Genomic DNA, 21659 nt, shown 5'->3' with positions numbered 1-21659 from the left:
TGGGAAGGGTTGTATATGAAGATCGTGGTAAGTGCCTGCTTGATGGGCGAGAGCTGCAAGTATAACGGGCTCGATAATTACCATCGCGTGCTGGTCGAGGCTTGTGAGCGCACGGGAACCGAGGTGCTCCTCGTGTGCCCCGAGGTCTTTGGCGGCCTGCCCACGCCGCGCAAGCCGTCCGAGATTGTGAACGGCGAAGTCCGTACCTGCGAGGGCGCCTCGGTCGATCGTGAGTTTCGCCTGGGTGCTGAGCGTGCACTCGACATGTGCGAGCAGGCGGGTGGGCCGGAAGAGATCGCCGCGTGCATCTTACAGGACCGTAGTCCCTCGTGCGGTGCAGGGCGCGTCTACGATGGCACCTTTAGCGGCGCGCTCACCGCGGGCAACGGTGTCTTCGTCGACCTGCTGCTGCGTCACGGGTATCGCGTGATTCCCGCAAGTGAATTTGACCCGAGCATGTTGGAATAGCAAAAGAATGGGGTAGCCATCATTTGAATGGCTACCCCATTTGCTGTCGAGATAAACTATTTCACCAATTAGAAATGGCGTTTGCCCAGATAAAACCTGCCAAAATAAACCTGTCCCTTTTTGGTAGGTTAGGCGAGGAGGGTGTGGCCGTAGGCGTTGGCGGCCTTGATGGCGGCGGCGAACTTCTCGTCGGTGAAGGGCTCGGGGTTACCCTGCTTCCACTCGTTGGTGGCGTGCGCGTACTCGCACAGGGCAGGGATATCGGCCTCGGAAAGCCCGACCTGCTCAAGCGTCACGGGCAGGCCCATCTGCTTGTTAAAGGCGGCATAGCGCTCAAGGTTCTCGGTGTCGCCCGTGTAGGCGAACAACACGAGCACGCCCAAGCTTACGACCTCGCCGTGCAGGTAGGTGCCCTCACGCGGAATGCTGCAAGTGGCGTTGTAGAACGCGTGTGCCACGCTCGAGTTGTAGTAGTAATCGTTCTGGTTGGTCAGGTTCGAGACATATCCCGTGTTGACCACGATGTCGAGCGCGATCTGCTTGACGGCCTCGCTCGACAGGTCCTGGCGCACGTCCTCAAGACCCTGGACGCCATAGGTAAACAGCGGCTCGGAGCAGGTGTGGGCGAGTGCCAGGCCAAGACCGGCGGTGTGCTCCAAATTTCCGGCGCTCGTGGCGTACTCGACCTCGGGCTGCTTGGACAGGGCATCGCCCACGCCGGCCCAGAAGTACTCTGCCGGTGCCTCGGCGATGATCTTGGGGTTGATGAAAATGTGCGCCGGTCGGTTGGGGTACGAATAGCCCTCGAGCGAGCCGTCGTCGTTGTAGACAACGGCAATGGCGGTAGCGGCGGAGCAGTTGGAGCAGATCGTCGGCACCGTAAAGACGATCTTCTTGAGCTCGATAGCTGCGGTCTTCACGGTGTCGAGTGCCTTGCCGCCGCCGCAGGCGATAAGCACGTCGGCTTCCTGGCAGGCGGGGGAGTTTACGACCTTGGCGATATTGGCGCGTGTGCTGTTGGTGCCGTAGACGCGCCTCTCCAGAACCTCGACGCCGGTGCCTGCCAGCGCGGCTTCGATGCCGGGAAGTGCTGCAGCCAGTGCTCGCTTGCCACCGATGATTGCGACCTTGGTCGCACCGTATTCGGCCAGCGCGCTGGGCAGCTCGTCGAAGCAGTCCTCGCCGACGGTATAGTCGCTCATTCCGATCGTGCGCATAGCAACCTTCTTTCGTTCGATAAAGTGCTTTCAGGTATTTTGCTCCTAGAGAAGGTCCACAGCCGTGAGAAATTTCGAACGTATAAAACCAGTGTTGAGGGTTTTTCGTCGGCGCGGAACGTGCTAGCATACTCCGCATAAGCGTTGATGGGGACGAGTAGTCGGCCGTCCGCATGCTACAGAGAGCGGGGAGCGCTGAGAACCCGTGCATGCGACCGATGAAAATCACCCCGGAGCTGCGGTCCCAACGGACGTGCCGCGCAGGCACGTCTTAGTAGATATCGCCGAGATGGTCGTCGATACAGGCCAGCCGAGTAACGGATGCGAGCGCGCGGCGACGCGGGCGAGGGCATCTAAGCTGGGTGGTTAAGCGAAGAGCTTTTACGGGCAGACTGCCTGTCTTGTGGCGCTTCGTCCCAGCTTGCAGGGACGGGCGCTTTTTTGGTGCCCAGAGGGCGTGCGCGCCCATGACAAGAAAGGGGTACCGTGGCAAACGAGTACAAGCAGACGATGAATCTGCCCAAGACCGGTTTTCCCATGCGTGCCGGTCTTTCCAAGTCCGAGCCCAAGCGACTCAAGGACTGGCAGGACAACAAGGTCTACGAGCAAGTTCTAAAGAAGAACAAGGGTCACAAGAAGTTCGTGCTGCACGACGGCCCTCCGTATGCCAACGGTCCGATCCATATCGGCCACGCCATGAACAAGATCTCTAAGGACATGATCAACCGTTACTGGATGATGCAGGGCTATGAGGTTCCCTATGTCCCCGGTTGGGACTGCCACGGTCAGCCGATTGAGCACAAGGTCGAGGAGAAGCTCGGCACCGAGAAGTTCAACCAGACCTCCACGGCTAAGATCCGCGAGCTTTGCAATAAGTTCGCTGTCGAGAACATCGAGCTGCAGAAGGCCGGCTTCCGTCGCCTGGGCGTGCTTGGCGACTGGGACAACCCGTATCTGACGCTCTATCACCAGCATGACGCCGCCGACATCGAGGTCTTCAAGGCCATGTTCGACAAGGGCATGATCTATCGCGGTCATAAGCCCGTCCACTGGTGCAAGCACTGCCACACCGCGCTGGCCGAGGCCGAGATCGAGTACTCCGACGAGACGAGCCCGTCCATCTTCGTGCGCTTTGAGATGACCACTAAGCCTGCCGGTCTCGAGAACTTCGACGGCCCGGTTGACTTCATCATCTGGACGACCACGCCGTGGACCATCCCCTCCGACCAGGCCGTTTCCCTTAAGCCCGGCGCCGCCTATGTTGCCGTTGAGCACGATGGCCGTGCCGAGGTTATGCTCGAGGACCTGGCTCCCAAGTGCTGTGAGGAGTTTGGCTGGGAGTACACCCCGGTCATGGTCGACGGTAAGCCCTATGTGGTTCCCGCTGAGACCTTCCACCACATCCACTACAAGCAGCCGATCTTTGACGGTGTCGAGGGCGTGGCGCTGCTGGCCGATTACGTCGGCGTCGATGACGGTACCGGTATCGTCCACAACTCGCCCGGCCATGGCGTTGACGACTACTTCGCCTGCCTCAAGGAGGGCATCACCGATATCTGCATGCCGGTTGATGACGACGGTAAGTTCTACACCGGCGAGGAGTTTGGTACCGGTGGCCCCTTCAGCGGTATGGATACCGACGAGGCCAATCCGCACATCATCGAGTTCCTGCGCGAGCGCGGCACCCTGGTCCTCGAGAAGAAGATCACGCACAGCTATCCGCACTGCTGGCGCTGCAAGCACCCGGTGCTCTTCCGTGCTACCGACCAGTGGTTTGTCTCGATGGACAAGACCGGTTTGCGCGAGCAGGCTGGCAAAGAGATCCGCGAGAACGTCAAGTGGTATCCGGCCCACGCGGCCAACCGCATCGGTGCCATGGTCGAGCAGCGTCCCGACTGGTGCATCAGCCGTCAGCGCAACTGGGGCGTGCCTATCCCCAGCTACACCTGCGCCGACTGCGGCGAGAAGGTCATGAACGACGCCACGCTCGACGCCGTCATCAAGCTCTTCCACGAGAAGGGCTCCGACGCCTGGTTCACCGACGCTCCCGAGAGCTATCTGGGCGAGGCCTGCGTCTGCCCCAAGTGCGGCGGCCATCACCTCAAGGCCGATAAGGACATCCTCGACGTGTGGTGGGACTCCGGCGTGTCCTGGAAGGCCGTCTGCGAGTATCGCCCCGAGCTTGAGTACCCGGCGGATGTGTACCTCGAGGGCTCCGACCAGCACCGCGGTTGGTTCCAGAGCTCGTTGCTCACCTCGGTGGGTGCCAACGGCCACGCTCCGTACAAGGCGGTCGTCTCGCAGGGCTTCACGCTCGATGGCCAGGGCCGCAAGATGTCCAAGTCGCTCGGCAACGTCATCGACCCCAACAAGGTCTGCGACGAGATGGGCGCCGATATCATCCGCCTGTGGGTCGCCTCGGTCGATACCAGCTCCGACGTCTCCATCGACCACGAGATCCTTGCTCGTACGTCCGATGCCTACCGTCGTTTCCGCAACACGCTGCGCTTCCTGCTCTCCGAGCTCGAGGGTCAGTTTGAGCCCGAGACCGACGGCGTCGCCTTTGCCGACCTGCTGCCGCTCGACAAGCTCATGGTTGCCCGTCTGACCCAGGTCCAGGCCGAGGTCGACGACGCCTACGCCAGCTACGAGTTCCCGCGCGCCTACCGCGCGCTCTACGACTTTGTGGTTACCGAGCTTTCCAACGTGTACCTCGACGCCCTGAAGGACCGCCTGTACTGCGACAAGCCCGGCTCGCTCGAGCGCCGCAGCGCCCAGACCGTGCTGGCCGAGCTCTTCTCGATGCTCATGCGCGACCTGCAGCCGATCCTGTCCTACACGGTCGACGAGGCCATGGCCTATGCGCCCGCCGGCTGCGTCGATCACCAGAAGTACGCCGCGCTGCTCGATTGGTACAAGTCGCCCATCACGGTCGACGAGGCCAATGAGTTCGAGGGCGTGCTCGAGGCCTCGCTCGAGCTCCGTAGCGCTGTGACCAAGGCCCTTGAGGATGCCCGCTCCGCCGGCACCTTCACCAAGAGCCAGCAGGTCCGCGTCAAGGCGGTCGTTCCCGCCGAGATGTATGCGCTGCTGACCGGCGACAAGGCCGTCGATCTGGCCGAGTTCTACATCGTCTCCGATGTTGAGCTAACCCAGGGCGAGGAGCTTTCCGTCGCTATTGAGGCCGCCGAGGGCGAGTGCTGCGACCGTTGCTGGAACTATCGCACCACCGTCGGCGAGTACAACGGTCACGCGCATATCTGCAAGCGCTGCGCGAATGCCTTGTAGTTACGCGGTTTTACCAAACCGCGTAACAGGTTGACGCTGCAAACCCGCCAGAGCGGCAATCTGCCTTTCAGCTTCGGCGGCATGACCAGAAGGTCTATGCCGCCTTGCTTCAAGGCACCATGCTCGCTCTGGCGGGTTCTCGCTGTCGGTAGTCTTTTTGGGACGGGGCTTTTTTAGCTGCCCTACCTCAAATAAGGACTTAATCTTCGAAAGCGCTGGACTGGGTAGCTAAAAAAGCCCCGTCCCAAAAAGACTACCCGGTGAAGGGACAAGGGGACAGCCCCTTTGTCGCATTGGTGGATATGTCGTGCGTTCTGCGTATGGCAATATAAGATGGTTAATTGCGTTAAATGGAATTCGATTGTTTTGAGGGTAGGGGATTGATTTGGGTCGTACTGGGGATATGACGCCGCCTTTGCGTTGGCGGTTGGGTGTTGCTGGTGGGGTGGCGCTCTTTGTGTTGCTTGTTGACCAGCTGACCAAGCTTGCGGTTCGTGCCGTGGGCGACACCCTGCATATGACTGTTATCCCCGGCGTGATCGATTTTGTGTTTGTCCGCAATATCGGAGCTGCCTTTAGCATGGGCGAGGGCCATGGCATAGCGTTTGCCGTGCTGGCGCTTGCGGCCATTGTCGCCATTGCCGTGTACTTGCTCCGTGCTCCTCAGCTCGCTCGCCTAGAGGTCGTGGGTATGGCCATGGTTGCGGGCGGCGCCATCGGCAACGCGATCGATCGCCTGGCCATGGGCTTTGTGACTGATTTTATTGCCACTACCTTCATTGATTTCCCCGTCTTTAACGTGGCCGATATCGGCATTACCGCCGGTGTCGTTCTGGCGCTCATCGGATACATGTTCTTGAGTCCCGCCGCTCGCGAGGTCGATGCGACCGCCGAGCTCAACGCCCGTGACGAGGCCCGCGCCAAACGTAAGGCTAAGCAGCGTGGGGAGCGTGCCCGCAAGATTCGCGAAAGGAATGAGCGCTAATGGCCGACATCCATATTCTCGTTGCCGACGATTGCGCCGGTCAACGTCTCGACGCCTATCTGGGCGCCAACGATGGCTGTCCCACGCGCTCTTCCTGCGCGCATCTGATCGAGGGAGGTGCCGTTGCCGTCAACGGCGGGACCTGCCTATCTAAAAAGTATGCCGTACGCTCCGGTGACCGCATCTCGGTCGACCTGCCCGAGCCGCATGACCCGACCGACGTGATCCCCGAGGCCATCCCACTCGACATTCGCTATGAGGACGACTATCTCATGGTGCTCTCCAAGCAGCGCGGCCTGGTGTGCCATCCTGCGCATGGTCATGAGAGCGGCACCCTTGCGAATGCCTTGGTCTATCACTGCGGCATCGACCATCTGGGTACCGTGCAGGGCGAGGACCGCCCCGGCATCGTGCATCGTCTGGATCGCGATACCTCGGGTCTTATGCTCGCGGCTAAAGACGACGACACCCAGCGCGCGCTCCAAAATCTCATTCGCACGCGTACCCTCGACCGTCGCTACATTACGCTCGTTCATGGGCACATTGCCATGGACGAGGGCACTATCAATACTGGTATCGCTCGCTCCACGCGCGACCGCGTGAAGATGGCGGTTTCCGATGACCCCTTTGCGCGCCAGGCCATCACGACCTTTAAGGTCCTTGAGCGCTTTGATTCCACGCGCTTCGACGACGGCTACACGCTTGTCGAGTGTCACCTGTTTACCGGCCGCACGCATCAGATTCGCGTGCACATGCGCCATATCAACCACGCCTGCGTGGGCGATCCACTCTATGGTAAGTGCGATGCTCGTGCCGATCAGGGTCTGACCAGGCAGTTCCTGCATTCCTGGCGTGTGGCGTTCGATCATCCCGTGACGGGGGAGCACATCGAGTGCCGTGACGAGCTGCCATGGGATCTTGCGGCGGTTCTGGATGATCTGGCCCCGCGTTCGCTCGGTCGCACTGCCGCTGGCAACGAAATCGTCCCTCAGCTCGGTCTGCTCGAGGCCTAGCCAGTATTAGGTGGTTTCTTGAACTCCGTAAGCCTGCGGTAAGATATACGGTTGTTTACGTCACGCGTTCCTGGGAGCCTGCATGCTCGCCTTTTTACAAACCAACACACCCATCGTGATCTTCAACCAGATTGTCGTCACGCTGCTTACGGTCTGTTTTCTGTACCAGGTGGTCTTCTTTGTCATCGGCGCTCTTCGTGGTGAGGTCGCGCCTCCCAAGGCCAAGAAGCTCCATCGTTATGCCTTCTTTATCGCGGCGCATAACGAGGAGGCCGTGATCGCCAACCTCGTGCGCTCCATTAAGGACCAAGATTATCCGTCCGAGCTTATCGAGGTCTTCGTGGTCGCCGATGCCTGCACCGACAACACGGCGCAGCTCGCGCGCGAGGCGGGCGCCGTCGTCTATGAGCGCAATGACTTGGCCCGTAAAGGCAAGAGCTGGGTCATGGACTATGGCTTCGACCGCATCCTTAACGAGTATCCCGATACGTTTGAAGGCTACTTTATCTTCGATGCCGATAACGTTATCGCCCGCGATTACGTGTCCAAGATGAACGATGCTTTTGACCAGGGCTTCCATGTTGTTACGAGCTATCGCAATTCCAAGAACTTTGGCAGCTCGTGGATCTCGGCAGCTAATGCCACGTGGTACCTGCGCGAGGCGCGCTTTCTCAACAACGCGCGCAACATCTGTAAGACGTCTTGCGCCGTTTCGGGTTCGGGCTACCTCATCTCCGCCAGCGTTATCGAGGGTATGCACGGCTGGCAGTTCCACACGCTGACCGAGGATATTCAGTTCACCACGTTCTGTGCCATTCACGGCATTCGCATTGGCTATGCGCCGGCGGAGTTCTTTGACGAACAGCCCGTGACGTTTAAGGCATCCTGGAAACAGCGTATGCGTTGGACCAAGGGCTTCTACCAGGTGTTCTTTACGTACGGTAAGCACCTGGTCAAATCGACCTTCCGCTATCATCGCTTTGCCGCCTACGACATGTTTATGACGATCGCACCGGGCATGCTGCTCTCTCTGATCTCGATGCTCGCTAATGCGACGTTCCTCATCGTGGGCGGCCTTTCGCACGGTTTCTTGGCTACCGAAGTCGAGATGCAGGCGTGTGCCGCTTCGCTCATTATGACCTTCGCTATGATGTATCAGACTTTCTTTATCCTGGCGCTGCTCACGACTATCTTTGAATACAAGCATATTCACTGCGCGCAAAAGTGGCGTCTGGTAACCAATCTGTTTACCTTCCCGATCTTTATGTTCAGCTATATCCCCATTACGGTGGCAGCGCTGTTCTTGAAGGTCGACTGGGTGCCGACGCAGCACGCCGTAAGCGTTACCCTCGACGAGGTCATGCAGGGCGCCAAATAACCACCATCAAAACCACCACAAAGGGGATAGAACCTTTGCGGTGGTTTTTAGGTTTGAGCGCTCAGTTGAGGGGTTTCGATGTTCTATATCCCGTTTTGGATTTGCATCTTTGCCGGCGCGGCGATTGACGCCCGCGAACGGCGGTTTCCCAATGAGCTTGCCGGCGCGTGTGCGGTGGCGGCGTTTGCAGGTGTCTGGCTCGACAAGGGCGTTAACATGGCGCTTGACCACGCCGGTCTTGCGGTCATCGTCTACCTTGCCCTTGTGCTTACTGAGTCACTCTGGCGTCGCCTTCGCCATGCCCCCGGCATTGGCATGGGGGATGCCAAGGCGCTCTTTGCCCTTTGCACCTTCGATCCCCTGGGCGGCGTCGTCGCGTTTGCAGTTGCGCTCCTGACCCTTGCCGCCGCCTGTCTCATCGTAAAATCGCGCTCGCTGCCTTTGCTGCCGTTTTTGGTGCCAATATTTGCCATAATCGAGTTCGTGGGTAGTACGCTGTAACCGTTTGCGCGCCCTTTTTAAGGAGCATGCCATGGCAATCAATCAACAGACAGCCGCCATCAAGGCGCGCCTGGATCGCATTCCCGCGGCGTTGTCGCCCGAGCTGGTCGAGCGCATTGCCGCCGACCGCGCCTCGGGTGTCGTTAATCCCTATCGATGCGGTGACGACCAGGCCATCCGCCGTGTCGATCGGGCCGCAGACGAGGGCACGCTTATGCGTCCGGCCTTTATGCGCGATATCGAAAAGATTCTGCATCTGCCAGCATACACACGTTATGCAGGCAAAACGCAGGTCTTCAGTTTTCGCAGCAACGACGATCTGTCGCGCCGCGGCCTGCACGTGCAGCTTGTCTCGCGCATCGCTCGCGATATCGGGCGTGCTCTGGGGCTCAACTGCGATCTGATCGAGGCGATTGGCTTAGGCCACGACTTGGGCCACACGCCCTTTGGCCATGCCGGTGAGCGTTTCCTCAACGATATCTATCACGAGCGCACGGGTCGCTATTTTTTCCATAACGTACAATCCGTTCGCGTGCTCGACGCACTGTACGGCCGCAACGTGTCGCTCCAGACGCTCGATGGCGTACTGTGCCACAACGGCGAGTACGAACAGCGTGTTTTTGAGCTTTCGGACATGGGTTCCTTTAACCAGTTCGACCGAACCGTCGAGGTATGCATTGCCACGGGTTATAGCGCAATTGAGCACCTGCGCCCCATGACGCTCGAGGGCTGCGTGGTTCGCATCTCGGATATCCTTGCCTACGTTGGGCGCGATCGCCAAGACGCCATTGCGGCGGGCCTGCTGTCACCCGACGCCTTTGACGATGACCTGGGCGGTGCATACAACAGCTGGATCCTTACGCATGCCTCTATCGATATCGTCGAGCACAGCTATGGCAAGCCGCGCATCGAGATGAGCGAGGACCTGTTTGAGGAGATCCGCCGGGCCAAGCGCGAGAACTACGAGAAGATCTATAGCAAGGGCGGCATAGAAGGCGACTCCGAAGCGGAGCTGCGCGAGGCCTTCGAAAAGCTCTATGACCGTTGCCTGCGGGATATAAACGAAGGCGACGAGTCCTCGTATATCTTTAAGCACCACATTTCTCGCATTGAGCAGCAGCTTTCCTACTACGATCGCACCTATGCATGGCAGGACGATAAGGACCAGACGGTCGTGGATTACATTGCGAGCATGACGGACGGTTATTTCTGCGAGCTCACGAGCAAGCTGTTCCCGGGATTGATGTTTCCGCACCGTACCTATATTAACGAACGGTAGTTCGTATATATTCGGTATACTGTTCATGGAAAACGTTTTTGATTGATGCACGGGATGGCTATGGACGACCTTTTTTCTGCTTCGACGCGTGAGCGTTCATTTCAGAATGCGCCGCTTGCGGTGCGCATGCGGCCCAATTCGCTCGACGAGTACGTGGGCCAGCAAAAGGCCGTCGGTAAGGGCTCGTGGTTGCGTGCCGCGATTGAGCATGACGTGCTGTCGAGTGTGATTCTGTATGGGCCGGCCGGTACGGGCAAGACGACGCTGGCCCACATTATCGCCAACCATACCAAGAGCGAGTTTGTTGAGGTCAGCGCCGTGACGGGCACTGTGAAGGACCTGCGCCGCGTGATTGACGAGGCCAAGACGCGCCTGAATACGTACGACCGTCGCACCATTCTTTTCATCGACGAGATTCACCGCTTCTCCAAGTCGCAGCAGGATGCCCTGCTGCATGCGGTTGAGAACCGTACCGTCATTATGATTGGCGCCACGACGGAGAATCCGTACTTCGAGGTCAACTCGGCGTTGCTCTCGCGCGGTCGCGTGGTGGAACTTGAACATTTAAAGGACGAGGATATCGCCACGCTTATCGAGCGTGCGCTCGAGGCGCCGCAGGGTTTGAACGGCAAGTTCTCGGCCGATGAGGATACGGTTAAGACCATCTGCACGCTGGCTGCGGGTGACGCTCGCTCGGCACTCACGACGCTCGAGCTTGCGAGCGAGATTGCCGTCACGCGTCCCGATACCGAGGGAACGCCAGCGCCGGCGGCGGGGGAGCGTTATCCCATTACCGTGGATGACGTAAAGATTGCCAATCCGCGCCGCGGTTTTTCGTATGACAAAAACGGCGACATGCACTACGACATCATCAGCGCGTTTATTAAGTCTATGCGCGGCAGCGACCCCGATGCCACGATCTATTGGCTCGCGCGCATGATCGATGCGGGGGAGGACCCTAAGTTTATCGCTCGCCGTATTATGATTCAGGCTTCTGAGGATGTTGGCAACGCCGACCCGCAGGCGCTATTGGTGGCGCTTGCCGCGTTTAAGTCTGCCGAGGTCATCGGTTATCCCGAGTGCCGCATTAATCTGGCTCAGGCTGCACTCTATGTGTGCTTGGCGCCAAAATCCAACGCGTGTGAGGCCTCGATTGATGCGGCGTTGGCCGATATTCATTCAAGTGGGCTGCGCGAGGTGCCGAGCTATCTACGCGATCGTCATCGCCCGGGCAGCGACGAATACGGTGTGTATAAGTATCCGCATGATTATCCCGAAGGCTGGGTCGATCAACGCTATTTGCCCGAGGGGCTGGAGCGCGGTGCGTTTTGGCAGCCTGCCGGCCGCGGCTGGGAAGAGTGGCGTGTAGAGCAAAGCGAGCGCGACCGTAGCGGGAATGCACCGAAGTAGCTGCTGGTAATTTTGTCTCACGTTGCTGCTCTTGGCATGTTCGGTCACCTTTGGGGTACCATGAACAGCGTCTGTATTTCGATTCCTTCGGGAGGCTTGTATGAGTCCCATCCAAATCGCCCTGCTGCTGCTCGCCGTTGCCGGCGTGTGGGCTGTCATCGAGCTCGCGCTCACGCTGCGAAAGACCCGCACTGTCGTTGATTCGCTCGACAAGACGGTGAGCGACCTTAACAACACCATCGCCGAGGCTCAGCCCGTGGTAGCAAAGCTCGATGGCGCCGTCGATGAGCTCACCCCCGCGCTGGCGCAGGTTGAGCCGCTCCTCAAGTCGAGCAAGACCGCCGTCGACGCCCTTACCTCCAATCTCGTAGAGGTCGAAGCCGTGGTTCGCGACATTTCCGAGGTTACGGGCAGCATGGCCGAGGCCAGCAATGCCGTGTCGAGTGTGACCGACTCTGCGGCCGGTGCCGTTCAGAAACTCTTTAACAAGGTGAAGGCTCCCGCGGTCGAGGCCGAGCGCAATCTTTCCGCTGCCGCCGAAGCCGAGCAACCGACCGAGCGTGTCCTGATTGGCGAAGCCGGGGACGATGCCGCTGCTGGTGACGATGATGCGCAGAAGCCTGCTGCTAAAGCAGCCCGGTATTACACCTACACGCCCGCCGAGACCTCCGAGGAGTCCTGCGATGAGTAGTGAAGCAACTTGCTCTATCACGCTGACTGTTGCCGGGGATCCGCGTCTGGCACGCTTGGTGCGCATGACGGCGGCTAATGTCGGCGCGCTGTGTTCCATGTCCGTCGATCGCATCGAGGACATTCGTATGGCTGCCGAGGAGGCCTTCATCTTTGGCTGCACGGCCGTTGATTCTGACGTGATCTCGATCAAATTCGATGTCGACGAGTCTCACGTGGGCATGACCTTCACCTTTGGCGACCAGGCGACTGTCGATGAGGATGGCCAGGCCGCCGTATATGCCGAGCTCATTCTGGCAAGCGTGTGCGATTCCTACGAAAAGACTGCGGCGCCTCTGACGCTTTCCCTCGATCTCAAGGCGGATATCTAATATGACCGAACGTTCCCGGAGCGGTAAGACCGCTTGGGACAAGGAGAAAACCCGCGAGCTGTTTCGTCGCTACAAAGAGACCGGTGATCCGGACGCCCGCGAGCAGCTCGTCATGTCCCATATGAACCTGGTAAGGTTTCTTGCCAACAAATTTAAGAATCGCGGCGAGCCGCTCGACGACCTCATGCAGGTCGGCTATCTGGGTTTGCTCAAGGCTATCGACCGCTTTGATCCCGAGCGCGGACTTGAGTTCACCACGTTTGCCACGCCCACCATCCTGGGTGAGATCAAGCGTCACTTCCGCGACAAGGGTTGGAGTGTGCGCGTTCCGCGTCGCCTACAGGAGCTCTCTGCCAAGGTTAACCAGGCCACCGACAAGCTCACTAACGAGCTGCAGCGCTCGCCTAAGGTGGAGGAAATCGCTGAGTACCTAGACGTGACCGTTGACGAGGTGCTGGAGGCCATGGAATCGTCCTCGGCCTATACCTCGGTGTCCATCGAGGCCCCCGGTGCGTCCGATTCTGACGACGCGCCTTCAATTCTCGACCGCTACGCCGACGACGACAACGAGCTCGACTTCACCGATGACCGCCTGGTGATTGAGGAGGCCATCCGCGATTTCTCGCCGCGCGAGCGCGAGGTTATCGAGCTGCGTTTCGTAAAGGGCATGACCCAGATCGAGATCGCCAAGAAGCTGGGCATCTCGCAGGTGCAGGTCTCGCGCCTGCTGCGCCGTACCCTTAAGAAGGTTCAGGACAAGATCGACCCCGACGGAGTGATGGTTCGTTCATGAGTGAACACCCCCAACAAACCGATCGCGCGCTGCGCGATACCCGTATTCTGACGCTTCGCATTTGGGCCGTCGTCGGCTGCATTGTCATCGCCGCCGTCATCTTTAACCTTATGGGTATCTTGGCGCCGGTTATCGAGTTTCTAGCTGTCGGTTCCATCATCGCTTTTGTGATGTCGCCGATTACTAACTGGCTCGAGCATCACGGCGTCAACCGTGGCATTGGTTCGCTTATCGCGCTTATTGTGGTCGTTGCTGTGCTCGTCGGTGTCGTTTGCATCTTGTCGCCGATTCTCTTTGGCCAGATCATGGAAGTCCTGAGTCGCCTGCCTGAGCAGCTTCGTGTTGCGGGCGGTGATCTCAACGAGATGGTCTCGCATGCCAAGACGCTCAACAACACGCCGCTCAAAGAGTATCTGGACGATAATCTTTCTTCGCTGGTTACCGTGGCGTCCAAGTATGTATCTCAGATTGCCGCTGAGCTTGGTCGTGGTGTATTCCCGTTCATTACCAATACGGCCTCGCAGCTGTTCGTCATCTTCCTGGGTCTGGTGCTTGCCTATTGGCTGGCCTGCGACTATCCCCGTATGCACCACGAGGTCTGCACCATCATTGGTCAGGAAAAAGAGACCTCGTACCGCTTTATGGTCGCGATTCTTTCGCGCTCGGTCGGCGGTTATATGCGTGGCATGGTCGTGACGTCCATCTGCGGTGGCATCCTCGCCTTTATCGGCTTTACGCTCATTGGCCATCCCTACGCGGCGCTCATGGCCATCTTTACGGGCATTATGCACTTGGTCCCGGTTGTCGGTCCCTGGGTGAGCGCGGCGATCGCCACGGTGCTCGGCTTTATGTTCAGCCCGATGCTGGCTTTGTGGACTTTGGTCGTGACCATGGTGGCGCAAAATGTCACTGACAACGTCATTTCGCCTAAAGTCATGCAAAGCTCGGTGCAGGTGCATCCCATCATGAGCCTGACGGCACTCGTTATCGGTTCGGCGCTTATGGGCGCCATCGGCATGGTTATCGCCATTCCGCTGTGCGCGGCCCTCAAGGGCATTTTCGTTTACTACTTTGAGAACGAGACCGGCCGCCAGCTCGTGGCATACGACGGCGCCGTGTTTAAGGGCACGCCCTATCGCGATACCGAGGGCAACCCGGTTGCCGCTTATGACGCGCTTGGAGACGATACGTTCATCTATGAGTCCGAGCTCATCGGTAACGAGACTGCGCCCGAGGCGCAGGCAATGCCCAAACCCGAGCTCGATAACCCCTGGATCAAGCTCTCGGGCCTTCAGCCCGATGCTACGGGCTTTTTCAAGAATCCCTTCGCCAAGGACGACGATTCCAACTCGGATGACGACACCAATACCGGCATCGACGGTTCCATGGACGATGATGAGCAGTAAGTCATTTCAAGTTCAAGTTCATAGGCAATAACGTGCAAATTCGCTGGAGGGTCGCTGTTTGGCGGCCCTCTTTTTTGCACTTGCGCGGTGGGATGGTAATATCGTTACGTTTGAACTGTTTCGATGTGAAACCGAGGAGATTCCCTCTATGAGTGCTGACTACCCGTCAATGACTACGGCTGAGATTCGCTCTAAGTTCCTCAACTTCTTTGAGGAGCGCGGTCTTAAGCTCTATCCTTCTTCGTCCCTCGTCCCCGACGATCCTTCGCTGCTGCTTGCCAACGCCGGCATGAACCAGTTTAAGGAGTATTACCAGGGCAAGAAGACCATGAAGGAGATCGGCGCTATCTCCTGCCAGAAGTGCGTCCGCACCAACGACATCGACTGCATCGGCGAGGATGGCCGTCACCTGTCCTTCTTTGAGATGCTCGGCGACTTCTCCTTTGGCGGCGTCTCCAAGCAGCAGGCCTGCGCTTGGGCCTTTGAGCTCATCACCAAGGAGTTCAAGCTGCCGCTCGACCGCCTGTACTTCACCGTCTTTACCGAGGACGACGAGACCCATGACGTGTGGCGCTCTCTGGGCGTTGCCGAGGACCACATCTCGCGTCTGGGCGAGGACGACAACTTCTGGGCCGCCGGCCCCACCGGCCCCTGCGGTCCGTGCTCCGAGATCTACTTTGACATGGGCGAGGAGGTCGGCTGCGGCAGCCCCGACTGCAAGCCCGGCTGCGACTGCGACCGCTTCCTGGAGTTCTGGAACCTCGTCTTTACCCAGTACGACCGCCAGGAGGACGGCTCCATGCCGGAGCTGCCGCACCGCAACCTCGATACGGGCATGGGTCTGGAGCGCATGGCCGCTATCATGCAGCACAAGACCGCCAACTACGACGGCGATCTGATGCAGCATCTTATCAAGCTGGGCGAGGAGATCAGCGGCAAGACCTATGACGCCGACGATTACTCCGGTGCCAGCCGCTCGCTGCGTATCATCGCCGATCACTCCCGTGCCGTCGACTTCATGATCTCGGACGGCATCCTCCCCGGTAACGAGGGCCGCGAGTACGTCCTTCGCCGCCTGCTCCGCCGCGCCGTGTTCCACGGTCGCCTGCTGGGCATCGAGGGCGCCTTCCTGACCAAGTTCATCGACGAGGTCAACGCTCAGATGGGCGAGGCCTATCCCGAGCTACTCAAGAACGTCGCGCTCGTCAAGGGTATCGTCGCCTCCGAGGAGGAGCGCTTCTCCACGACGCTCGACAACGGCCGCGTTTACCTGGACGAGGCCCTGGCCGCGCTCGCCGAGGGCGCCGTGCTTCCGGGCGATGTTGCCTTTAAGCTGCACGACACCTTTGGTTTCCCCATCGACCTGACCGTCGAGATCGCCGGCACCGCTGGCCACGACGTCGACATGGACGGCTTTACCGCCTGCATGGAGGACCAGAAGGCCCGCGCCCGCGCCAATGCCAAGGGCGACGCCTGGGGCAGCTTCAACGACGTGTGGGTCGAGCTTTCCGACAAAGTTGCCGCGACCGAGTTCGACGGCTATGACAACGACGTCATCGAGGGCGCCAAGGTTGTCGCCATCGTGCGCAACGGCGAGTCCGTAGAGTCCGCCGCTGCGGGCGAAGATGTCGAGGTTGTGCTCGACCGCACCCCGTTCTATGCCGAGATGGGCGGCCAGCAGGGCGACGCCGGTGAGCTTTCTGCCGAGGGTGCTGCGCTGACGGTTTCCGATACCAAGAACCACAACGGCCTGTATGCCCACGTCGCCCACGTTGCCGAGGGCACGCTGACCGTCGGTGCCACCGTGACCGCCGCGCTCGACGCCGAGCGTCGTGGCTTCCTGCGCCGCAACCACACCGCCACGCACCTGCTCGACGCCGCCCTTAAGCAGGTCCTGGGCGAGCATGTCTCCCAGGCCGGCTCGCTGGTGACGCCCGAGCACCTGCGCTTTGACTTCACGCACTTTGAGGCCCTGTCCTCCGAGCAGCTCAAGGCTGTCGAGGACCTGGTCAACCAGCAGATCTTCGCTTCCAAGCCGGTCGTGACCCGCGTTATGGGCATCGATGAGGCCAAGGCCGCCGGCGCTGTCGCCCTCTTTGGCGAGAAGTACGGCGACGTCGTCCGCGTTGTCTCCGTGGGCGCCGAGGACCAGCCGTTCTCCCGTGAGCTTTGCGGTGGCACCCATGCCGCCAACACCGCCGAGATCGGTCTGTTCAAGATCATTTCCGAGTCCTCCACGGGCTCCAACGTCCGCCGTATCGAGGCCGTGACCTCTAAGGGCGCTCTCGATTACATGGCCGACCGCCTGGCACTCGTTGACGCCGCTGCCGCTGCGCTTAAGTGCCGCGTTGACGAGGTTCCCGCCCGCGTTGAGAGCCTGCAGGCCGAGCTGCGCGAGACGTCCAATAAGCTCAAGAAGGCCCTGACCGGTGGCTCCTCCGACGCTATCTCCAATGCTATCGAGGGTGCCGTCGAGCTCGATGGCTACAAGCTCGTCGTCGCTGAGCTCCAGGGCCTTGAGGCCGCCGATTTGCGCAACGTCTGGGATACCGTGCACCAGAAGGTCGCCGGCCCTGTTGCCTGCGTCGTCGCCAGCGTGACCGAGAAGGGCACCCCGGCGCTGCTCGCCGCCGGCTCCGATGACGCCGTCAAGGCCGGTTTCCACGCCGGCAACGTGATCAAGCAGATCGCGGGTCTGGTCGACGGTCGCGGTGGCGGCCGTCCCAACATGGCCCAGGCCGGTGGCAAGAACGCCGCCGGTATCGCCGATGCCCTCGCGGCCGCCAAGACCGCGCTCGGCGCCTAAGAACCGAAGTAGTCGCTGTGGTCGCGCTCGCGCTGGACATAGGGGAGACCAGGATTGGCATTGCCGTCTCGAGCCGTGATGGCAAGATGGCAATGCCCGTCAAGGTACTCCCGGCCGCCGAGGTCACCGGTATGGCCAAGACGTTCCGTTACCTGGTTGAGGACTATGAGCCCGACATCCTGGTAAGCGGACGTCCCTTGACCATGGCCGGTGAGCCTGGCCCTCAAGCCGAGCGCGTTGCCGCCGTGGCACAAAAGATCGCCGACGAGCTCGATCTTCCGCTCGAGTTTGAGGACGAGCGTCTGTCCTCACAAGAGGCAAAGCGTATCCTGCGCGAGCAGGGCCTCAACGAAAAGCAGATGAGGGGCAAGATTGACATGATTGCCGCCAGCCTGTTTTTGCAGACATGGCTCGATCGTAAAAACGAGGAGGTTTCGCATGCCTAGCGCTTCCGATCCGCGCCAGCCGAATCGTACACGTCAGCCCGAGTCGCGCCCTGCCCAGCCTGGCCAGCGTCCGGCACAGCCGACGCAGCGCGCAGCTCAGCCTGGCGCGCGCCCGGTGCAGTCCTTCGCTCGTTCAGCCCAACCTGCTCAACGGACGGGTCAGCAGCCTTCTGCTCGTTCGGTTCAGCATCCGGCTTCTCGCGCGGCTCAGCAGCCCACTGCTCGTACGGCCCAGCCTGCAGGCGGTACCCGCTTTAAGCAGCAGGCACCTGCCCGGCGAACGCAGGCTACCCAATCGCATTCGCATCATGCTCGCGGTTTGCATGGCGTTGCTCCGGCGACCCGCTCGAGCTACGACACGCGTGCTCGACGCGGTGCTCAAAAGAAGAGTTCTCCGGTTCCCATGATCATCGGCGTTGTGGTGGCGGTGCTCGCGCTTGCTGCGATCGCTTTCTTTGTCGTGCCGGCCGTCAAGGGCTTCTTTGCCGGTGAGGATACGAAGGTTACGGCTGGTCAGCAGGTTACGGTGACCATTCCCGACGGTGCTTCGGGCGACACCATCGCCTCGATCCTCTCCGAGAACCATATCGTCGAAAATCCCAAGGATTACTACGCTGCGGTCAAAAAGCTCAATGCCGATATGTCGCTCAAGCCTGGTACCTATACGTTCACCACATTCATGGATGCGACCAAGGTTGTTCAGCAGCTCATGGAAGGCCCCAATGCGGGCTCCAATGCGCTTACTATTCCCGAGGGTCTAACGGTCGATCAAGTCGCCGACCGTGTGGCCCAGGCCTACGACAGCATCTCTAAGGAAGACTTCCTCAACCAGGCCAAGGCTTCCAACTACGTGGACGACTATAGCTTCCTTAAGGGCGCTGCCAACGATTCGCTCGAGGGCTTTCTGTTCCCCAAGACCTATTCGCTGGGCAAGGACCCGAGCGCCGATGACGTTATCCGTGCCATGCTCGATCAGTTCAACACCGAGTACAAGTCTCTCGATTTTGCCGGTTGCGAGGCCAAGATCAAAGAGCGTTACGGCGTGGAGATGTCCGATTACGACATCATCAATCTCGCTTCCATCGTTGAGCGCGAGGGTCTCAACGCCGAGCAGCGCGCACATGTCGCCTCGGTCTTCTACAACCGCCTTGCCGGCAAGCTCGACGGTCTGCGTTATCTCAACAGCGATGCGACCATGATGTATGTCACCGGTGGCGAGGTTTCCGCCGACGACCTGCAGAGCGATAGTCCGTACAACACCTATAAGCACGAGGGTCTGCCACCCACGCCCATCTGCTCCCCGTCGCTCGAGGCACTCAAGGCCACGCTTGAGCCGACCGACTCCGATGACCTGTATTTCTACATTACGCAGGACGAGGAGTACTTCTCGCAAACCTACGAAGAGCACCAACAGTCTTGGAATTAAACATGAGGATTTTCAGCCCCAAACGATATGTTGCATCCGTCGACCGCATCGACCTTGATACCCTGTGGGCCGACGGCAAACGCGCCATTCTGCTCGATCGCGATAACACCCTGGTGCCGCGCGACACCGAGCAGGTTCCCGCCGCGGTTTCCGCTTGGCTCGACGCCGCCCGCGCCAAAGGCTTTAAGCTGTGCATGGTGTCTAACAACTGGCATCGCGACCAGGTCATGAGCTCGGCACGCGAGCTGGGACTCGAGGCCATTAGCCACGCCATGAAGCCGGCTCCGTTTGCCCTCAAGGCGGGTCTTAAGCGCCTCGGCGCCACGGCCGACGAGGCGGTGCTGATCGGTGATCAGCTCTACACGGACGTGTGGAGCGGCAATTTCGCCGGCGTCGATACCATCCTGGTAAAGCCGCAGGCCACTCAGGACCTGTGGTATACGCAGATCTTCCGTATCTTTGAGCGCCGGGCCCTGCGCGACCTTCCCTGCGAGGAATAGGTCTCGCTATGTCCCAGCACACCAAACACGGCTGCGACCATATCTTCTTTATTGGCTTTTTGGGCGCGGGCAAATCGACGCTTGCGCGCAACGTGGGCACTATGTTCAAACGTCGCTTTATCGATACCGACCGCCTTGTCGTGCGTCGTTGCGGTAAATCGGTGACCGAGATTTTTGAGACCGAGGGCGAGGAGCGTTTTCGCGAGCTCGAGACCTCGGCGCTCCGTTCGCTCCAAAGCGAGCGCAGCCTGCTGGTTTCCTGCGGCGGAGGTATCGTCGAGACTCCGGTGAATATTGAGCTTATGCACCAGATGGGTATCTGTGTGTATCTCGAAGGCGACTTTGAGGATTCGATTCGCCAGATTCGTCGGTCCGACACGCGTCCCGATTTCCGTTCGCCCGAGCATGCCGCGCGCCTGTTTGAGCATCGCCGTCCGCTATATCGCCAGGCCGCCGATATTACTCTTGATATTCGCAACAAGTCCTTCGAGGACGTTTCCTACCTTTGTGCCGAGATGCTTTTGGAGCGTGGGCTGCTATGATTCGCCGTCAACTGATCAATTTCCAAAACCGCAGTGTCGATGTCCGCGTCGGATTGGGCGCGTTCGAGGAGCTGTCGCGCATGTTTGCCTCGGCTGTGGGAAAGCCTAAGCGCGCGTTGGTGGTTTGGAACGACGCCACGTCAGAGCGTTTTGGCGAGGTCGTCGAGCATGCGCTGGTTGATGCCGGTTTTGTCGTGTCGCAGCTCCCACTCGAGGTTTCGTCTGCTGGTGCCACGCTGGCCGATGCCGATACCATCTTTGGCGCCCTATCTGCCAACGGCATTACCTGCGACGATCTGGTTGTCGCCGTTGGCGATGCCGCAACCTGCTCGGTTGTTAGCTGGTGTGCTAATCAGTGGTGCGGTCGCACCGAGTGCGCCTTGCTGCCGACAACGTTCGACGCCATGCTCACGGTCGCGACGACCATGAAGCCGCTCGTCGCCTCGTCGTCGAATGCGCTTCCCGCTATCGCGTTCCGTCCCGAATCGGGCTTGGTCGTGTGTGACCTCGACCTTGTTCGCGAGGCGGAACCCGAGGATCTCAAGCTCGGCTATGTGGTGCTTGTTGGCACCATGCTTTCGAGCAGCAAGTCCCGCTGGAATCAGTTTACCGAGACTGTTCCCGAGATTCTTTCCGGCGAGGAGGTCGCGCTCGTCAATGCTGTGCAGTGGTCCCAGACCGCGCGCAAAGACGTGCTCATGGCCACGAACCCCAGTGCTCGCCATGCACTCGATTTTGGTAAGACAGGGGAGCGCACCCTTCGCGCCTGCCTGGGCGAGGCCGCGGCTAACGTTCCCGCATACCAGCTCCTTTCCGAGGGTATGCGCTTTGAGGCGCGCCTAGCACATGATGCCTGCGACTTCGATATCGACAATGTGTTTGATCTCGACGATTGCCTGGAGGACTTTGGCATCGAAGAGCTTGCCTTCGACTTGGAGCCCACCGCGTTTATCGAGGAGTTCCGCAAGCAGCAGTTTGCCCGCTCAAACCGCAGCATGCTGCCGCTGCCCGCGGCGCTCGGCGCCATTCGCCTGACAAATGTCGAGGACGAGATTCTCGAACGCCATGCGCAGGCGTATCTGGCTTCTCGCAAGGAACTTTTTTAACTTTATTGACATCCATCGTCTTTCGTATCATTTT

General features: G+C 59.7%; 19 protein-coding genes. 18 read left to right on the top strand and 1 reads right to left on the bottom strand.

The window, feature by feature from the left end; translation table 11 throughout:
* Positions 1-15: 15 nt before the first annotated feature.
* Positions 16-468 (top strand): DUF523 domain-containing protein, encoded by a 453-nt coding sequence (locus ACTQ1E_RS04750; RefSeq protein ID WP_441565053.1) that lies wholly within the window; start codon positions 16-18, stop codon positions 466-468.
* 128 nt (positions 469-596) lie between these two features.
* Here ACTQ1E_RS04750 and ACTQ1E_RS04745 read toward each other — a convergent pair whose 3' ends face one another.
* A complete protein-coding gene (locus tag ACTQ1E_RS04745; protein ID WP_441565051.1) occupies positions 597-1685 on the bottom strand; it encodes an iron-containing alcohol dehydrogenase family protein in 1089 nt (362 codons plus the stop codon).
* Positions 1686-2195: 510 nt separating this feature from the next.
* Between ACTQ1E_RS04745 and ileS the strand changes: the two genes are divergently transcribed.
* The 17 genes from ileS (at position 2196) to ACTQ1E_RS04660 (ending at position 21625) form a co-directional block, all read left to right on the top strand.
* Positions 2196-4973 (top strand): isoleucine--tRNA ligase, encoded by a 2778-nt coding sequence (ileS, locus tag ACTQ1E_RS04740; protein ID WP_427794734.1) that lies wholly within the window; start codon positions 2196-2198, stop codon positions 4971-4973.
* A gap of 385 nt (positions 4974-5358) precedes the next feature.
* The gene (lspA, locus tag ACTQ1E_RS04735) at positions 5359-5958 is read left to right on the top strand and encodes a signal peptidase II (RefSeq protein ID WP_441565049.1); all 600 of its coding nucleotides are present in this window, start codon (positions 5359-5361) and stop codon (positions 5956-5958) included.
* Positions 5958-6971, top strand: coding sequence for an RluA family pseudouridine synthase (locus ACTQ1E_RS04730; protein ID WP_441565047.1), 1014 nt, complete (start codon positions 5958-5960; stop codon positions 6969-6971). The genes lspA and ACTQ1E_RS04730 overlap by 1 nt, the downstream gene beginning before the upstream one ends.
* Before the next feature lie 82 nt (positions 6972-7053).
* Complete coding sequence (locus ACTQ1E_RS04725; RefSeq protein WP_154515488.1) at positions 7054-8349, top strand: glycosyltransferase family 2 protein; 1296 nt, start codon at positions 7054-7056, stop codon at positions 8347-8349.
* Positions 8350-8427: 78 nt separating this feature from the next.
* On the top strand, positions 8428-8850 hold the full coding sequence (locus ACTQ1E_RS04720; RefSeq protein ID WP_441041128.1) for a prepilin peptidase: 423 nt from the start codon (positions 8428-8430) through the stop codon (positions 8848-8850).
* A 31-nt stretch (positions 8851-8881) separates the two neighbouring features.
* Positions 8882-10129 (top strand): deoxyguanosinetriphosphate triphosphohydrolase family protein, encoded by a 1248-nt coding sequence (locus ACTQ1E_RS04715; RefSeq protein WP_441565045.1) that lies wholly within the window; start codon positions 8882-8884, stop codon positions 10127-10129.
* A gap of 60 nt (positions 10130-10189) precedes the next feature.
* Positions 10190-11539 carry a replication-associated recombination protein A gene (locus tag ACTQ1E_RS04710; protein WP_441565043.1) on the top strand — a complete coding sequence of 450 codons (1350 nt, stop codon included), beginning with the start codon at positions 10190-10192 and terminating at the stop codon, positions 11537-11539.
* 100 nt (positions 11540-11639) lie between these two features.
* Positions 11640-12230 carry a hypothetical protein gene (locus ACTQ1E_RS04705; RefSeq protein WP_441083346.1) on the top strand — a complete coding sequence of 197 codons (591 nt, stop codon included), beginning with the start codon at positions 11640-11642 and terminating at the stop codon, positions 12228-12230.
* Positions 12223-12600, top strand: a complete 378-nt coding sequence (locus tag ACTQ1E_RS04700; protein ID WP_441565041.1) for an ATP-binding protein — start codon at positions 12223-12225, stop codon at positions 12598-12600. Before ACTQ1E_RS04705 ends, ACTQ1E_RS04700 begins: the two co-directional genes overlap by 8 nt.
* 1 nt (position 12601) lies before the next feature.
* Entirely contained in the window at positions 12602-13393 is a 792-nt protein-coding gene (locus ACTQ1E_RS04695; RefSeq protein WP_441565039.1) for an RNA polymerase sigma factor SigF, read from the top strand.
* Entirely contained in the window at positions 13390-14799 is a 1410-nt protein-coding gene (locus ACTQ1E_RS04690) for an AI-2E family transporter (protein ID WP_441537463.1), read from the top strand. Before ACTQ1E_RS04695 ends, ACTQ1E_RS04690 begins: the two co-directional genes overlap by 4 nt.
* 148 nt (positions 14800-14947) lie before the next feature.
* Positions 14948-17605, top strand: coding sequence for an alanine--tRNA ligase (alaS, locus tag ACTQ1E_RS04685; protein WP_441565037.1), 2658 nt, complete (start codon positions 14948-14950; stop codon positions 17603-17605).
* Between the two features lie 17 nt (positions 17606-17622).
* The gene (ruvX, locus tag ACTQ1E_RS04680) at positions 17623-18051 is read left to right on the top strand and encodes a Holliday junction resolvase RuvX (RefSeq protein WP_035138185.1); all 429 of its coding nucleotides are present in this window, start codon (positions 17623-17625) and stop codon (positions 18049-18051) included.
* Entirely contained in the window at positions 18044-19477 is a 1434-nt protein-coding gene (gene mltG, locus ACTQ1E_RS04675) for an endolytic transglycosylase MltG (protein WP_441565035.1), read from the top strand. Before ruvX ends, mltG begins: the two co-directional genes overlap by 8 nt.
* A gap of 2 nt (positions 19478-19479) precedes the next feature.
* On the top strand, positions 19480-19977 hold the full coding sequence (locus ACTQ1E_RS04670; RefSeq protein WP_117646451.1) for a YqeG family HAD IIIA-type phosphatase: 498 nt from the start codon (positions 19480-19482) through the stop codon (positions 19975-19977).
* A gap of 8 nt (positions 19978-19985) precedes the next feature.
* On the top strand, positions 19986-20519 hold the full coding sequence (locus ACTQ1E_RS04665; protein ID WP_154515515.1) for a shikimate kinase: 534 nt from the start codon (positions 19986-19988) through the stop codon (positions 20517-20519).
* The gene (locus ACTQ1E_RS04660) at positions 20516-21625 is read left to right on the top strand and encodes a hypothetical protein (RefSeq protein ID WP_441565033.1); all 1110 of its coding nucleotides are present in this window, start codon (positions 20516-20518) and stop codon (positions 21623-21625) included. The genes ACTQ1E_RS04665 and ACTQ1E_RS04660 overlap by 4 nt, the downstream gene beginning before the upstream one ends.
* The last annotated feature ends 34 nt before the right edge of the window (positions 21626-21659 follow it).

The organism is Collinsella sp. LCP21S3_C7 (assembly GCF_052118485.1).
GTDB lineage: Bacteria > Actinomycetota > Coriobacteriia > Coriobacteriales > Coriobacteriaceae > Collinsella.
This window is presented reverse-complemented; position numbering and strand designations above follow the sequence as displayed.